This is a genomic window from Streptomyces sp. NBC_00028 (assembly GCF_045041065.1).
GTDB lineage: Bacteria > Actinomycetota > Actinomycetes > Streptomycetales > Streptomycetaceae > Streptomyces.
On the sequence record NZ_CP108293.1, the window covers coordinates 4,002,445 to 4,016,996 of the forward strand.

Below are 14,552 nucleotides of genomic sequence, written 5' to 3' on the forward strand. Positions count from 1 at the left end.
AACCCGGTAAGTCCAGACGCTTTCTCAACCCAGCCGGTCCGCCAGGGACTTGAACTCCGTCCAGGTCAGCGGGGGCTTGTCCGCGTCCCACAGCTTCTGCACGAGCGCCCGCAGCGGCAGCCGGATGCCGGCCGCGATCTGCTCCTGGGTCTGGGCGCCCGGATAGTCGCCCCACACCGCGAAGGAGCCGCCGAGGATCTGGTCGTCGTACTTGGCGTCGACCGCCTGCGTGCCGCGCACCACGCGCGGGGTCCACTCCTCGTAGATCCGCTGACCCGTGGGGTAGTAGAACTGGTTCGGCTGGCCGAGGACGTAGTAGAGGAACAGGTCGTTGTAGTTGATGAGCTCGCGGCCCGCGCTCAGATACTCCGTCGGCTGCCGCGCCCCGATCTCCTTGCCGGTCCAGTAGGCCACCTGAAGGTCCTTGGCCGGCTGCACGGACGTCCCCCGGAAGAAGCCGTCGTTCCACACGCGCATCGTCCTGCCGTGCTTCCGGATCGTGTCGGCGCGGTCGTTGAGCCAGCCGGTGGTGAGGTCGGCGACGGTCCCGCCGGTGCCGTACGCCTTGCGCGCGGCGGTGGCGAGCTGCGGGTACGACGCCTCGGGGTCGGACACCATCAGCGCCCGGTACTCGTCGCCGCCGAGGTTCCATCGGTCGCCGGGGAACAGGTCGGCGTACTCGTCGAGCAGCTCGTCGACGATCGTCGCGGCCGCGTCCTGGGAGATGTCCACCGCACCCCGCGCGGCGACGCCCGACGCGTTCAGCAGCTGGAGGCTGGGGTGCGCGGCGATGACGGCGCCGAGATGCCCGGGCGAGTCGATCTCGGGGACGATCGTGATGTGCCGTTCGGCGGCGAGGTCGATGATCCGCTTCACCTCGGCCCGGGTCAGATGCTGCGCGGACACGATCTCGGGATGCGACGTCGACTCGATCCGGAACCCCTGGTCGTCGGAGAAGTGCAGCCCCAGCTCGTTGAACTTCAGATCCCCGAGCTCCCGCACCCGGTCCTCGATCCACCCCGCGGTGTAGTGCTTGCGCGCGATGTCCAGCATGAACCCGCGCACCGGCTTGGCCGGCGCGTCCTTGACGACGCCCTCGGGCGCCGTGCCCCCGCCGCGCACCTCCTGCTTGAGCGTCCGCGTCCCGTAGAACACCCCGGCGTCGGCGGCCCCGCTGATGGTGACCTGCCCGCCGCGCACGGTCATGGTGTACGACTCCGGATCGCCCCCGGCGTCGTCGTTCAGCACGAGCCGCAGATCCCCGCCCCGTGTGTCGCTCTTCTGCCCCGCGTACGTCAGCCCCAGCTCACTCGCGACCAGCCGCCCCTCGTCGGCGAGTTCCGCGTCGCTCACCACGACCCGCTCCCCGCTCCGCGGCCGCCAGCCCGGCCCCCGTTCCGGCGTGTGGGCCGCCACCGCGGGAATCGTCCGCGGGGACTGCGAGAGGGGATAGCTGCGGGTCGGACTGGGACTCGGACTGGGCGAAGCGGACGACGGGCCGGCGGACGTGGCCGACCGCCCCTCGGAGGGCTGTCGCGCCGCGGACCCCGCGGGACCGCTGTCGTCCCCGTCCCCCGAGGCCCACAGCCCGATCCCGACCCCGGCCGCGACCGTCACGGCCACCGCCGTCACGATCACCGCCCGTGTCCTCACCTGCCGCGCCTTCTGCGCCGGCGGCCGACGCCTGTGCTGGCTCACGAGCCCAACCTAGGGTGTAGGGGTGGCCGGAAGTGTCCACCACACGTTCCGAAACTCTCCCGTGCGAGTGAAATTCGGGCATCTGTCGGACACGTCATGTCCGCACTCGATAGCGTGACGTCACACCTCTCCCAGCATCCCCTGCCGAAACACACGTGACGCCCACACACCTTCCTGGCCGAGTCGCCATACCGGCGCTGCCCACAGTCCTGGACGCCTTCAACATCGCCCCCGCAGCCGAGGCCCAAAAGCTCCTGCTCACCTGCCTCCGCAGCCTCCGCTGGGCGGACCGCATCACCGCCCACCGCCCCTACCCGGACGCCCCGGCCCTACTCGCCGCATCCGACGAGGCGGCCTACGACCTGACCCCGGCGGACCTGTCGGAGGCACTGGCGGGCGAGACATTGACGGCTTTGCCGGACGAGACGTACGACATCGCCCATATGGCACTTGACGCCGCCCATGCCGCATACGAGGCGAAGTTCGGACATGCGTTCGTGATCTGCCTGGACGGCCTGAAACCGGACGAGGCCCTGGACCACGTACTGGCCGGGATCCGGTCACGATTGACAAACGATCCGGAGGAGGAGCGGGTAGTGGCCTGGGAGGAACTCCGCCGCCTTGCAAAGGCACGCTTGGTGGAGCGACTCAGGGGCGCGGGGAACTGCGCGACCAGCCACGACGGCGCCGCGCCCGGCGAATACCAGGACACCCCACCCCATTAGCCGCACCACTCACCCATACGCATGCCACTTTGATCACACCGGTAGGCCCGGCGTAAGCCAAATCCCGCCGCATCGATAACATGCTGGGGGCCGGTGGACCGTACCCGGCCGGGCCCGACCGACAGCACAAGCCGGCGCGGCCCCAATCCCCGCTCCCGGAGGGACTTCCGTGCCGGCTGGAACGCTGTACCGCGGCCGGGAAGGAATGTGGTCCTGGGTGGCTCATCGAGTCACCGGCGTCCTCATCTTCTTCTTCCTGTTCGTTCACGTGCTGGACACCGCTCTCGTCCGTGTCTCCCCTGAGGACTACGACAGGGTCGTAGCCACGTACAAGACGCCCATCGTTGCGCTGCTGGAGTACGGCCTCGTCGCCGCCATCCTCTTCCACGCGCTCAACGGCCTGCGTGTCATCGCCGTCGACTTCTGGTCGAAGGGCCCCCGCTACCAGAAGCAGCTGCTCTGGTCGGTCGTCGGCCTGTGGCTCGTGCTGATGATCGGGGCGGTCTACCCCGTCCTCGGCCACGCCGCTCGTGAACTGTTCGGGAGCTGACGCGCATGTCCATTACTGAGAAGAGCGCCGACTCCGGGATCGGCCCCGTCGAGGGCGGCGAGCTCTACAACGTCGACAACCCGGCCCCGTTCATCGAGGCGCCGCGCAAGCGCACCAAGAAGACCCCGAAGTCCACTCGGGGCAACTTCGAGATGGCGGCCTGGCTGTTCATGCGCCTGTCCGGCGTCGTGCTGGTCGTCCTGGTCATCGGCCACCTGCTGATCCAGCTGGTGCTCGACGGCGGCGTCTCCAAGATCGGCTTCGCCTTCGTGGCCGGCCGCTGGGCGTCCCCGTTCTGGCAGGTCTGGGACCTGCTGATGCTCTGGCTCGCGATGCTGCACGGCGCCAACGGCCTGCGCACGGTCATCAACGACTACGCGGAGCGCGCGAACACCCGGCTGTGGCTGAAGGGCCTGCTCTACACCGCCACGGTGTTCACCATCCTGCTGGGCACGCTGGTGATCTTCACCTTCGACCCGAACATCCGCTAGGCACGGGGCTGAGGAATTCCTGATGAAGATCCACAAGTACGACACCGTCATCGTCGGCGCGGGCGGCGCCGGCATGCGCGCCGCGATCGAGTCGACGAAGCGCAGCCGTACCGCCGTGCTCACCAAGCTCTACCCCACCCGCTCCCACACGGGCGCCGCGCAGGGCGGCATGGCCGCCGCGCTGGCCAACGTGGAGGAGGACAACTGGGAGTGGCACACCTTCGACACGGTCAAGGGCGGTGACTACCTGGTCGACCAGGACGCCGCCGAGATCCTGGCGAAGGAGGCCATCGACGCCGTCCTCGACCTGGAGAAGATGGGCCTGCCGTTCAACCGGACGCCCGACGGGACGATCGACCAGCGCCGTTTCGGCGGTCACTCCCGCAACCACGGTGAGGCCCCGGTCCGCCGGTCCTGCTACGCGGCCGACCGCACCGGCCACATGATCCTCCAGACGCTGTACCAGAACTGCGTGAAGGAGGGTGTGGAGTTCTTCAACGAGTTCTACGTCCTCGACCAGCTCATCACCGAGGTCGACGGCGTCAAGAAGTCGGCCGGTGTGGTGGCGTACGAGCTCGCGACCGGCGAGATCCACGTCTTCCAGGCGAAGGCCGTGATCTACGCCTCCGGCGGCACCGGCAAGTTCTTCAAGGTGACGTCGAACGCCCACACCCTGACCGGTGACGGCCAGGCCGCGGTGTACCGCCGCGGTCTGCCGCTGGAGGACATGGAGTTCTTCCAGTTCCACCCGACCGGCATCTGGCGCATGGGCATCCTGCTGACGGAGGGCGCCCGCGGTGAGGGCGGCATCCTCCGCAACAAGGACGGCGAGCGCTTCATGGAGAAGTACGCGCCGGTCATGAAGGACCTCGCGTCCCGTGACGTCGTGTCGCGCTCCATCTACACGGAGATCCGTGAGGGCCGCGGCTGCGGTCCCGAGGGCGACCACGTCTACCTCGACCTCACCCACCTCCCGCCGGAGCAGCTGGACGCGAAGCTCCCGGACATCACCGAGTTCGCGCGCACCTACCTGGGCATCGAGCCGTACACGGACCCGATCCCGATCCAGCCCACCGCGCACTACGCCATGGGCGGCATCCCGACGAACGTCCAGGGTGAGGTCCTGTCGGACAACACCACGGTCGTTCCGGGCCTGTACGCGGCCGGCGAGGTGGCCTGCGTCTCGGTGCACGGCGCCAACCGTCTGGGCACGAACAGCCTCCTGGACATCAACGTGTTCGGCCGGCGTGCGGGCATCGCCGCCGCCGAGTACAGCCACACGGCCGACTACGTCGAGCTGCCGGAGAACCCGGCCGAGTTCGTGGTCGAGCAGGTCGAGAGGCTGCGCGCGTCAACGGGTACGGAGCGCGTATCGGTCCTCCGTCGCGAGCTGCAGGAGACCATGGACGCCAACGTCATGGTGTTCCGCACCGAGCAGACGATCAAGACGGCGGTCGAGAAGATCGCGGAGCTGCGCGAGCGCTACAAGAACGTCGCGATCCAGGACAAGGGCCGTCGTTTCAACACGGACCTGCTGGAGGCGATCGAGCTCGGCAACCTGCTCGACCTCGCCGAGGTCATGGCGGTCTCCGCGCTCGCCCGCAAGGAGTCCCGCGGCGGTCACTACCGCGAGGACTACCCCAACCGCGACGACGTCAACTTCATGCGCCACACCATGGCGTACCGCGAGGTGGGCGACGACGGCGCCGAGTCGATCCGTCTCGACTACAAGCCGGTCGTCCAGACCCGCTACCAGCCGATGGAGCGTAAGTACTGATGGCTACCCCTGTTCTGGACAAGGTCGAGGCGGAGTCCGCGGCCTCTCCCTACATCACCGTCACGTTCCGAGTCCGCCGCTTCAACCCGGAGATCTCGGCCGAGGCGACCTGGGAAGACTTCCAGCTGGAGATCGACCCCAAGGAGCGCGTCCTTGACGGCCTCCACAAGATCAAGTGGGACCTGGACGGCACGCTGACCTTCCGCCGCTCCTGCGCCCACGGCATCTGCGGCTCGGACGCGATGAGGATCAACGGCAAGAACCGTCTTGCCTGCAAGACCCTCATCAAGGACATCAACCCCGAGAAGCCGATCACGGTCGAGCCGATCAAGGGTCTGACGGTCCTGAAGGACCTGGTCGTCGACATGGAGCCGTTCTTCCAGGCGTACCGCGACGTCATGCCCTTCCTCATCACGAAGGACACGAACGAGCCGACGCGCGAGCGTCTCCAGACGGCCGAGGACCGCGAGCGCTTCGACGACACGACGAAGTGCATCCTCTGCGCCGCCTGCACCTCCTCGTGCCCGGTCTTCTGGAACGACGGCCAGTACTTCGGTCCGGCCGCCATCGTCAACGCCCACCGCTTCATCTTCGACTCGCGTGACGAGGCCGGGGAGCAGCGCCTGGAGATCCTCAACGACCGTGACGGTGTGTGGCGCTGCCGCACCACCTTCAACTGCACGGACGCCTGCCCGCGTGGCATCGAGGTCACGAAGGCGATCGCCGAGGTGAAGAAGGCGCTGATCACGCGCCGGTTCTGAGGTCGATTCCGGTACGGCTGTGAGGCCCCGTTTCCTTTGGGAGCGGGGCCTTCTGGCGTGTGGACACCCGTTTGGGTGAACGTGATCGTTAAGGACATACCGGTGGGGGTCGGCCTACGATGATGTTCTCGGCACCAGCCCACGGGAGGCACGCGATGTCCGCAACAGCCGTCGAGCAGCCTCACGGCGACCGGCCGCTCATCGCTCAGGCCAATCGGCTCATGGAGCGCAACCCGGGCTACCGCGTCGAGATCATCGGAGGCCAGATCCTCGTGTCCCCGCCCCCCGACGCCCCGCACGCCAAGGCCCTGACCGACTTGATGCTGCCATTCCTGTCCGCCGGTCTCCACGGGGCTGGATCAGCGGTACTGCAGGGCGTTGGACTGTGGCTGCCGACTGGCCTCGAGGACTACGCGATCCCAGACCTCTCGCTGCTCGACGCCGATTTCGAAGATCACTACATCGAGAACAACTGCTACGACCCGGTCTGCTTCCGCCTGGTTCTGGAGGTCACCTCCAGCAACTACCGGGCCGACCTGCGCACCAAGGTCACCGCCTACGCGGAGGCGAAGGTCCCGGTCTACGTCATCGTCGACCGCAAGCACCAGCGCCTCCACGTCCTCACCGACCCCGCCGGGGACAAATACGAGAACCACCGCCCTCACGCCCCCGGCGAAGTCGTCACTCTCCCCGACTCCATCGGCGCCGAAGTCACCCTCGACGTCGCGGAGATCCTCAAGGCAGGCCAGCCGAAGAGCGGCTGAGATCCAGCCAACTCCCCTGTGACACCTGGGACTTGGGTGACCCCAGTTGCTCCCCACCCCCTCCTCGGCGACCCCCACCCCACACGGCACCCTCGCCCGCGAGACCTTCGACCGCCTCCCACTGGGCCCGGTGACGAAGGGCCACGGGTGGACCGCCGACACCGCCGACGGCTCCCTGACCGTCGCTCCCAGCTCCACCGGCCACGGTCGCGAACTCCGCCTCCACACCGAGGGCAACGGCCGCGCCTTCCTCGTCTTCCCGGACCTGACCGCACCCGGCAACAGCTACTGGGCCCGGCTGCGTCTGAGGGTGGACGCCTTCCCGACCGCCCCGGACTGGGCGCACTGGATGATCGCCGAGGCGTCCGGGGTCGCCCCCACGCTCGTCCGTCCGCTCGGCGGGCAGTACGCGCCCACCGACCACGGCAACTTCTGGGGCGTGGGTTCGGACCTCGGCCTCCCGTGTTGGCCTTCCATCTGGACGCGACAGACAACCGCGTGACCATCTACTTCGACGGCGTCGAGCAGCCCGACCTGACGGTGTCGACCGGAGGCACCGGCAACCCGTTCACCTTCCCGACGCGGCGGGTGGGTGGCTGCGGAGGCTGAGGCCGTACACAGCAGCGGCTACAGCTGGCTCAGGATCGTCGGGTCCGTGATCTTCGTGTCGGCGGCCAGCATCATCGCCTTGCTGAGGATGACCGCGAGCATGCGGTCGCCCTCGTAGGGGAGGTAACCGGCCTGCGGGGCGGACGGGTTGGACTTCGGGACGATGCACAAGTACTGGTCGTTCGGCGTGCGCAGGATGTTGCCCGAGCCCAGGTGGATCTTGTACGTGTGGCGGTCGCCCTTGACCTGGAGGAAGCGTCCTTCCAGCGTGCAGCGGTCGGCTATCGCCAGCCTCGGGATCAGGCGTTCCAACAGGGTCCGGCGGGTCTCGGCGCCCGCGCCCAGTTCGCCGAAGCCGTACGACGTCCAGTACTCGCGGAACCGGCCGCCGGGGCCGCCGTCCTGCCAGGTCGGGTCGTTGCCGACGCTCGCGACTCCGACGAACAGGTCCACGTCGCGCAGGACTTCGGAGAGGATCAGGGGCGGGATCTCCGTGACGGGGATCGGGTCCACCGGGTCCGCGCCGTCGCGCAGCCACATGCCGTACTCGCCGCCGCAGCAGTGCGCGGAGTTCTCCGGTGCGTCGATCGGGTAGAAGCGGACCTGGTCGGTGCGCAGCCGCAGGAAGCTGCCCGAGTCGGTGAGGTCCTCGTGGTTCTCGCCGCCGTCGCCCTCGATCCAGTACTCGGCGCGCAGTCCCCACTCCGGCAGCTCGCGGGTGGCGGGCGGCGCCTCGTCGTCCACGCTCAGGCGCAGTTTGTTGCGCCAGCCGCGGACCGCCGCCAGGGCGTGGAACTGGTGCTGGCGGAGGTAGTGCGCGGCGAAGCGGTTGGAGTAGGTGCCGGTCGCGCGTTCCGCGTCCGTCAGCAGATACACCTCGCGGTGGGCCTGCTTGAACGGCTGGGTGATGCCGTGGCGTTCGAGCCAGTCGCGCCAGGCGACGATCTCGGCGGGTTCATGCTCGACGGGGTGCCAGAGCGCGACCTCGCTGCCGCTGTCCACCGGGGTGTCGGCGAGGGTGCGCAGGGCGCCGTCGGCATAGCCGGCCGTGGTGCCGTCGATCGTCCACAGCAGGCGGCGGGCGAGTGTGCCGACGAGGGGGTGGTCCAGGTAGCGCTCGCGCCAGGCGGCGAAGGACCAGGTGCGGCGGGCCAGGAACTGACGGTCCAGGCGCTCGCTCTGGGCCGAGAGCATCTTGTCGATGTCCTTGACCGCGGCCTTGAGCTCCTTGAGTTCGTCGGGGTGGTCGCGGCGGACGCCGGCCGGGACGCTCTTCACGGCCTTTCCGGCGGCGTTGCGCCAGCCCAGCGCCGCCTTGGTGCCCTGGACCTCGATGGTCGCCGTGGTCTCGCCGAGCTGGTGCTCGGCACGGCCCACCGCCGTCAGACCGTAGGCGGGGACGGCCAGTTCCTCGATCTCCCCGCGGCTGAGGCCCATGGCCTCGGCGCGCGCGTCGAGTGACGTGTTGAGCAGCTTGAGGGTGCCCTTGTAGGTGACCCGGGTGGCGAGGCGGGCCAGTTCGGCGAGGGCCGCCGCGCCGTCGACGCGGGCCAGGGCGGTGACACCGGCGTTGGCGACCTTGGGGTTGACCGGGCCCAGGCCGGAGACCTTCTTGAGCGAGGTCTCGACGACGGCGCCCAGGGTGCGGGCGGTCTCGGGGTGGGGCGGCAGGAAGGAGAGGAGCCAGGTCAGTCCGCGCAGGACGTCGGCGTTGTACGGGTCGAAGGTGACGTTGGGGTCGGTGCCGTACGGCGGGACGAGGAGGGGGCGGGTGCGGGGGCGTCCCACCAGGCGCAGCCAGTCCGTGAGGCGTTGCCGCACCGGCTCCGGGCCGACGGCCTCGATCAGGGCCCGCCCGGTCTCCTCCCACTTGGGCGAGGGGCGGGCGGCGGTGGCGGTCGCCGCGTGGGCGACGAGCCGCGACCAGTCCTCGTCGAGTCCGGCCAGGTCCGCCAGGGCGTGGTCGGACCAGGCCTCTCCCGGGTTCACCACGGGGTGGGTGAGCGTCGCGACCAAGGGGCTCAGCCGCTCCTTTCCGTTCCACGACGTCAGGCGCGTGCGGCGGATCAGTGCGACAAAGTCGCCCGGGAGGTCGTTGCCGTCCGCGCGTTCCAGCTCGGTGAGGCGGAGGAGTTGGGTCACGTCGTGGTGCGCCTCCTGCTCGGACAGCACGGCGATCAGGACGGACCGCAGGTCGCGCGGATGGTCGTCGTCGATCGTCCGGTCCCGCAGGTTGGCCAGCATGTGCATGATGTGCCGGCGGCCGTCCGCGCCCTGGTCCAGCTCGAAGTACCGCTCGGCCAGCCGGTGCATCAGCCGGGGCCGGAACGGGGGTTCGACGATCCGCAGCGCCTTGAGGACCTCCTGTTCGGGCCCGCCCCATGGGCCGCCGACCAGCTCGGCGAGCTCCAGCAGTTTCGGCGCCAGCCTCTCGGCGTCCTCGGCCGCCGTCAGCGCGAGGACGTCCCGGATCAGCTCGGCGCGCCCCTCGGTCGACTCGGTCATCAGCCACCCACCAGGGCCACGAGCTTGAGGAAGGTGACCTCGGTCGACAGGCCCAGCTCGATCTCCTCGTCGAGCTCGGTCATCTGGCGGTCGCCGACCAGCACCAGGAAGCCGTTCCCCGCGAACGCCCTCAGCGCCAGGGCCGTCTGCTTCTCCGGGTCTATGCGGCGGGGCGTCCGCAGCGCGTAGCCGTTGAGCACGCGCTCGGTGTCGTCGGGCTGCACCAGGCCCTGGAAGACCTCGGGGGTGCGCGCGTTGTACTCGGCGACCTCCTGGAAGACCCGGCGGCGGATCAACTCCCGCACGCTGAGCCGCTCTTCGGCGATTTCCAGCCCCCAGCCGTCGCTGCGGCCCCCGCTTGTCGTCTCGTCGACGAACGTCACGAATCCCATGCCGCCGACAGTACGGCCCACCACTGACAACGCCGTTCCCGCAGGGCTCACCGCACCAGCGGCCGGCTCCACTCCCGTGCCCCGGCCGCCCGCATCAGCTCGACGGTGACCAGCGGATGGACCAGTTCGACGTAACGGACCTGGCTGGTCAGGGACTTCCGCAGCTGGCGCATGCTGCGGGCGCCGAACGAGGCCGCGCCCCCGACCCCCGCGGCCCGCGCCAGCTTCTCGACGCCGACCTTGCACTCGGTGGCCTCGGCGTCCCGGCAGACGTGGATCTCGACGTCGCCCGCCCACAGCCCGAGGACAGCCTTGTAGCGCACGTCGGCGCCGGTGTACGTCACCACCGCGAGATGCCGGTCGGCGGTCTGCTCCAACGGACCGTCCAGCGCCAGTCTTCGCGCGGTCCCGGCGAACGCCGCCCGTACCTCGCCGAAGAAGGCCTCTGCTCCCGGAACCATCCCCGCCCCCTCCGTCGTACAGCGCCGGCGAGCGCTCAGCGTACCGACGCGGCGCGTGCTTTCTCGGCCCAATGAGTGACCTCGTGGGCGGTCCGCCCGGCAACCGTCGTCCCCGCACCTAATCTGATCGCATGTCAGATGACGAGTCGTACGAACTGCTCGGTTTCGACAACGTGCTGCTGCCCGTCGGCGATCTCGGCGAGGCCGTCGGGTTCTATGAACGCGCGGGGTTCACGGTGGGGTTCCGGCTCGACGAGGCCGGGATCGCGCTGCTCAAGGTCGGCGGTGAGACGCCCGGGATCCTGCTCCGGCAGGAGGAGGCGGTGGGGCACCGTCCGCCACCGTGGCCGGCCCCCCGCGTGTGGCTGGAGGTGCCGGACGCGCGCGTGGCCGCGCGCACGCTGCGCGGCGCCGGGATCGCGCTGCTGGACGAGCCGTTCTCGGTGGCCACCGGCTGGACCGTCGAGGTCGCCGACCCCTGGGGCAACGTCCTGGGGTTCACCGACTACACCAGGCGTCCGGAGCTCGGGCGCAGGCCGTGACGCGGGTGCCTCTAGGCTCTCGTACGTGCCCGCGAAGAACGTAGAGAACGTAGAAGAACAGGGCGGCGCCGCGCCGTCCAGCAAGTCCGAACAGACCCGTGCCCTCATCCTGGAGACCGCCATGCGGCTCTTCCAGGAACGCGGCTACGACAAGACGACCATGCGGGCCATCGCCAAGGAGGCCGGGGTCTCCGTCGGCAACGCGTACTACTACTTCGAGGGCAAGGAGCACCTGATCCAGGGCTTCTACGACCGGATCGCCGCCGAGCACCAGGTGGCCGTCCGGGCGGTCCTGGCCCGGGAGACCGACCTGGAGGCGCGGCTCGCGGGCGTGCTGCGGGCGTGGCTGGACATCGCCACGCCGTACCACGAGTTCGCGGTGCAGTTCTTCAAGAACGCCGCCGACCCAGACAGCCCGCTCAGCCCCTTCTCCGAGGAGTCGGAACACGCGCGCGTGGAGGCCATCTCGGTCCACCGCCAGGTGCTCGCCGGGACGAGGACCAAGGTGCCGGAGGAGCTGCGGGACGTGCTGCCCGAGCTGATGTGGCTCTCCCAGATGGGGCTCGTACTGTATTGGATCTTCGACCGGACTCCAGGGCGGGAGCGGAGTTACCGGCTCGCCGAGCGCGGGGCCCGGCTCACCGCGCGCGGGGTCGCGCTGGCCCGCTTCCGGGTGCTGCGGCCGCTGGTGCGGGAGGTGCACGAGCTGTTCACGGACTTCCTGCCGGGGATGACGAAGATGATGCCCGACCCCGGCAGGAAGCCCTCGTAGCCGCGTCAGTTGACGGCGTCGACCTCGCCCTCGGCCAGCTCCACGTCGTACACCAGCGGCCCGTCCGCGACGACCACGTGCCCCGCGCGCGAGCCGTACGAGGCCGCCGACACCGCCAGGAGGTAGGTGCCCGGCGCCGGGACCGACACGATGTACGAGCCGTCGGCCAGCGACACCACCCGGTCCAGCTGGCGTCCACCGCGCGAGAGCAGCGACACCGAGGCGCCCTCCACTGCCTCCCCGTCGGCGTTGCGGACGAAGCCGTGGACGGCCGAGGCCGGACCGTCCGGGGCCGCCATCACCGGAGCGGGCTCGTCCTCCTTCGGCTCCACCGCCAGATGCGGCAGCCGCTTCTCCAGCCCCTCCGGCAGCCACCAGTTGGAGTTGCCGAGCAGGTGCATCGCGGCCGGCACCAGCGCCGTACGCAGGATGAACGCGTCCAGGGCTACGGCGGCGGCGAGGCCGATGCCCGCCATGGCGCCCTCCATGTCGCCGCTGAGCACGAACGCGGAGAACACACAGATCATGATCAGGGCCGCGCAGTTGATGACCCGGCTGGTCTCGGCTAGGCCGACACGCACCGCGCGCGCGTTGTCGCGCGTGTGGACCCACTCCTCGTGCATCCGGCTCACCAGGAACACCTGGTAGTCCATGGAGAGGCCGAACAGCAGGGACAACATGATGACCGGCAGGAACGCCGTGATCGGCCCCTCCTTGCCGATGCCGATGAACTCCGTGCCCCAGCCCCACTGGAAGATCGCCACCAGTACGCCGAAGGACGCGGCCGCCGCGATGAGGTTCATCAGGGCCGCCGTCAGCGGCACCACCAGCGAGCGGAAGGCGACCAGCAGGAGCAGGAAGCCGAGGCCGATGATGGTGGCGACGAAGTAGGGCAGCCGGTCACCGGTGACGGCCGCGAAGTCCTTGAAGACCGCCGTCACGCCGCCCACATGGGCCTCGGCGCCGGAGGCGGGGATCACGTCGTCGCGCAGCCGGTCGATCAGCTGGTCGGTCTTCTCCGACTGCGGTGAGGTCGTCGGGACGACCTGGATGACGGAGATGCCGTTCGCGGGCGGCGCGGCGGCGACCTGGGCCACACCCTCCGTGGACTTGATGGTCGTCGCGAGCGCCTGGGCGTCGCCCTTCTCGACGACCACCTGGAGCGGCCCGTTGAAGCCGGGGCCGAAGCCCTCGGCGAGCAGGTCGTACGCCTGCCGGGTGGTCTGGGACTCCTGGTGGTTGCCCTGGTCGGTGGCGCCGAGCCGGATCGACAGGACGGGCAGCGCGAGGATCACCATCACCACGAGGGCCCCTGCCGCGATCGAGCGCGGGCGCTTCTCGACGTACGACGACCAGCGCGCCGCGAGCCCGCTCGCCTCCGCCGACTCGGGGCCGTTCGCGGTGAGCCGGCGTCGCTGCCTGCGGCTGAGGACCCGCATGCCGAGCATGCCGAGGAGGGCGGGCAGCAGGGTCGTCGCGGCCAGCACGCTCAGGACGACGGTCAGGGAGGTCGCGACAACCACACCGTCCAGGAAGCGCATGTTCATCACCAGCATGCCGGCGAGCGCGATGCACACGGTGCCGCCCGCGAACAGCACCGCGCGGCCCGAGGTGTTGAGTGCGGTGACGGCAGCGTCCTCCGGCTTCATGCCGCGCAGGATGCCGCGACGGTGCCGGGTGACGATGAACAGGGCGTAGTCGATGCCGACACCCAGGCCGATCAACGAGCCGAGCAGCGGGGCGACTTCGGGCACGTCCGTGACATGGCTGAGCAGCGAGGTCGCCATCAGCCCTGTACCGAGGGCCGCGATGGCCACGACGAGCGGCAGCAGCATCGCGAACAGCGAGCCGAAGGCCAGGAACAGCACGACCGCCGCGGCGACGATGCCGACCAGCTCGGCGGTGCCCTGCGGGGGCTCCTGGGTGCGGGCGATGGCCTGGCCACCCAACTCGACCTGGAGTCCGTCCCGTTCCGCGGCCTGCGCGGTGTCGACGACGTCCTCGATCAGCTCCTTGGGCACCGCGTTCGCCTGCTCGGCGAAGGTGACCTGGGCGTACGCGATCCGCCCGTCCTTACTGATCTGCGCGGCGCCCTCGGCCGCGTAGGGGTCGGTGACCTCACCGACGCCCTTCATCGCCGCGATCTCCTTGAGTGCGGGTTCGAGCCGGGATCGTACGGACTCGTCCCGTACCGAGCCCTCGTCGACCTTCCACACCACCGTGTCGGTGTCGCCCGCGCTCTGCGGGAAGGCCTTCGTCATCAGGTCGTACGCCGTCTTCGAGTCCGTGTCCGGCAGGGAGAAGACGTTCGCGTAGTCGGTGCCCGCGGCCGAACCCGCCGCGCCCAGCCCGAACAACGCCCCCACCCACAAGAACAGGACCACCAGCCGGTGCCGATAGCACCACCGTGCCAATGCCGCCACGCGAAACACTCCCCAGTCGGTCGTCGGTCGGTCCCCCAGGTCCTGGGCAACAGACTGGCGGTGGCACGCGTGCGGGGACACC

13 protein-coding genes and 1 pseudogene are annotated in these 14,552 nt (G+C 69.7%); 9 read left to right on the forward strand and 5 right to left on the reverse strand.

Annotation, left to right across the window (positions count from 1 at the left end; all coding sequences use genetic code 11):
* Window positions 1-24: 24 nt before the first annotated feature.
* Complete coding sequence (locus OG885_RS17650) at window positions 25-1,698, reverse strand: beta-N-acetylhexosaminidase (RefSeq protein WP_405732282.1); 1,674 nt, start codon at window positions 1,696-1,698, stop codon at window positions 25-27.
* Between the two features lie 155 nt (window positions 1,699-1,853).
* On the opposite strand from OG885_RS17650, the gene OG885_RS17655 reads away from it, so the two are divergent.
* The 7 genes and pseudogenes from OG885_RS17655 (at window position 1,854) to OG885_RS17685 (ending at window position 7,375) form a co-directional block, all read left to right on the forward strand.
* Complete coding sequence (locus OG885_RS17655) at window positions 1,854-2,423, forward strand: 2-oxo-4-hydroxy-4-carboxy-5-ureidoimidazoline decarboxylase (protein WP_405732285.1); 570 nt, start codon at window positions 1,854-1,856, stop codon at window positions 2,421-2,423.
* Between the two features lie 169 nt (window positions 2,424-2,592).
* On the forward strand, window positions 2,593-2,973 hold the full coding sequence (gene sdhC / locus OG885_RS17660; protein ID WP_399949131.1) for a succinate dehydrogenase, cytochrome b556 subunit: 381 nt from the start codon (window positions 2,593-2,595) through the stop codon (window positions 2,971-2,973).
* Window positions 2,974-2,978: 5 nt separating this feature from the next.
* Window positions 2,979-3,464, forward strand: coding sequence for a succinate dehydrogenase hydrophobic membrane anchor subunit (locus OG885_RS17665; RefSeq protein ID WP_405732288.1), 486 nt, complete (start codon window positions 2,979-2,981; stop codon window positions 3,462-3,464).
* Between the two features lie 22 nt (window positions 3,465-3,486).
* Entirely contained in the window at window positions 3,487-5,241 is a 1,755-nt protein-coding gene (gene sdhA / locus OG885_RS17670) for a succinate dehydrogenase flavoprotein subunit (protein WP_405732291.1), read from the forward strand.
* On the forward strand, window positions 5,241-6,002 hold the full coding sequence (locus tag OG885_RS17675; protein ID WP_046261720.1) for a succinate dehydrogenase iron-sulfur subunit: 762 nt from the start codon (window positions 5,241-5,243) through the stop codon (window positions 6,000-6,002). The genes sdhA and OG885_RS17675 overlap by 1 nt, the downstream gene beginning before the upstream one ends.
* Window positions 6,003-6,157: 155 nt before the next feature.
* On the forward strand, window positions 6,158-6,766 hold the full coding sequence (locus OG885_RS17680; RefSeq protein WP_405732294.1) for a Uma2 family endonuclease: 609 nt from the start codon (window positions 6,158-6,160) through the stop codon (window positions 6,764-6,766).
* Between the two features lie 46 nt (window positions 6,767-6,812).
* Window positions 6,813-7,375: pseudogene (locus tag OG885_RS17685) on the forward strand (hypothetical protein).
* A gap of 18 nt (window positions 7,376-7,393) precedes the next feature.
* Here the strand turns inward: OG885_RS17685 and OG885_RS17690 are convergent.
* Genes OG885_RS17690 through OG885_RS17700 form a run of 3 tightly spaced genes read right to left on the reverse strand, consistent with a single transcriptional unit; the run spans window position 7,394 to window position 10,733 of the window.
* The gene (locus OG885_RS17690) at window positions 7,394-9,880 is read right to left on the reverse strand and encodes a DUF4132 domain-containing protein (RefSeq protein ID WP_405732297.1); all 2,487 of its coding nucleotides are present in this window, start codon (window positions 9,878-9,880) and stop codon (window positions 7,394-7,396) included.
* Window positions 9,880-10,272, reverse strand: coding sequence for a hypothetical protein (locus OG885_RS17695; RefSeq protein WP_405732300.1), 393 nt, complete (start codon window positions 10,270-10,272; stop codon window positions 9,880-9,882). The genes OG885_RS17690 and OG885_RS17695 overlap by 1 nt, the downstream gene beginning before the upstream one ends.
* A 47-nt stretch (window positions 10,273-10,319) precedes the next feature.
* Window positions 10,320-10,733, reverse strand: coding sequence for a hypothetical protein (locus OG885_RS17700; RefSeq protein ID WP_405732303.1), 414 nt, complete (start codon window positions 10,731-10,733; stop codon window positions 10,320-10,322).
* Window positions 10,734-10,864: 131 nt separating this feature from the next.
* Between OG885_RS17700 and OG885_RS17705 the strand changes: the two genes are divergently transcribed.
* Window positions 10,865-11,275 carry a VOC family protein gene (locus OG885_RS17705; protein ID WP_405732306.1) on the forward strand — a complete coding sequence of 137 codons (411 nt, stop codon included), beginning with the start codon at window positions 10,865-10,867 and terminating at the stop codon, window positions 11,273-11,275.
* 25 nt (window positions 11,276-11,300) lie between these two features.
* Window positions 11,301-12,047, forward strand: coding sequence for a TetR family transcriptional regulator (locus OG885_RS17710; RefSeq protein ID WP_405732309.1), 747 nt, complete (start codon window positions 11,301-11,303; stop codon window positions 12,045-12,047).
* Between the two features lie 5 nt (window positions 12,048-12,052).
* On the opposite strand, the gene OG885_RS17715 is transcribed toward OG885_RS17710, so the two are convergent.
* Window positions 12,053-14,461, reverse strand: coding sequence for an MMPL family transporter (locus OG885_RS17715; RefSeq protein ID WP_405742769.1), 2,409 nt, complete (start codon window positions 14,459-14,461; stop codon window positions 12,053-12,055).
* Window positions 14,462-14,552: the final 91 nt, after the last annotated feature.

Bases quoted from the DNA above. Each gene is read 5' to 3' on its own strand.
- OG885_RS17665 (WP_405732288.1), top strand. From the start codon at position 2,979: ATGTCCATTACTGAGAAGAGCGCCGACTCCGGGATCGGCCCCGTCGAG.
- sdhA (WP_405732291.1), top strand. From the start codon at position 3,487: ATGAAGATCCACAAGTACGACACCGTCATCGTCGGCGCGGGCGGCGCC.
- OG885_RS17675 (WP_046261720.1), top strand. From the start codon at position 5,241: ATGGCTACCCCTGTTCTGGACAAGGTCGAGGCGGAGTCCGCGGCCTCT.
- OG885_RS17680 (WP_405732294.1), top strand. From the start codon at position 6,158: ATGTCCGCAACAGCCGTCGAGCAGCCTCACGGCGACCGGCCGCTCATC.
- OG885_RS17690 (WP_405732297.1), bottom strand. From the start codon at position 9,880: ATGACCGAGTCGACCGAGGGGCGCGCCGAGCTGATCCGGGACGTCCTC.
- OG885_RS17695 (WP_405732300.1), bottom strand. From the start codon at position 10,272: ATGGGATTCGTGACGTTCGTCGACGAGACGACAAGCGGGGGCCGCAGC.
- OG885_RS17700 (WP_405732303.1), bottom strand. From the start codon at position 10,733: ATGGTTCCGGGAGCAGAGGCCTTCTTCGGCGAGGTACGGGCGGCGTTC.
- OG885_RS17705 (WP_405732306.1), top strand. From the start codon at position 10,865: ATGTCAGATGACGAGTCGTACGAACTGCTCGGTTTCGACAACGTGCTG.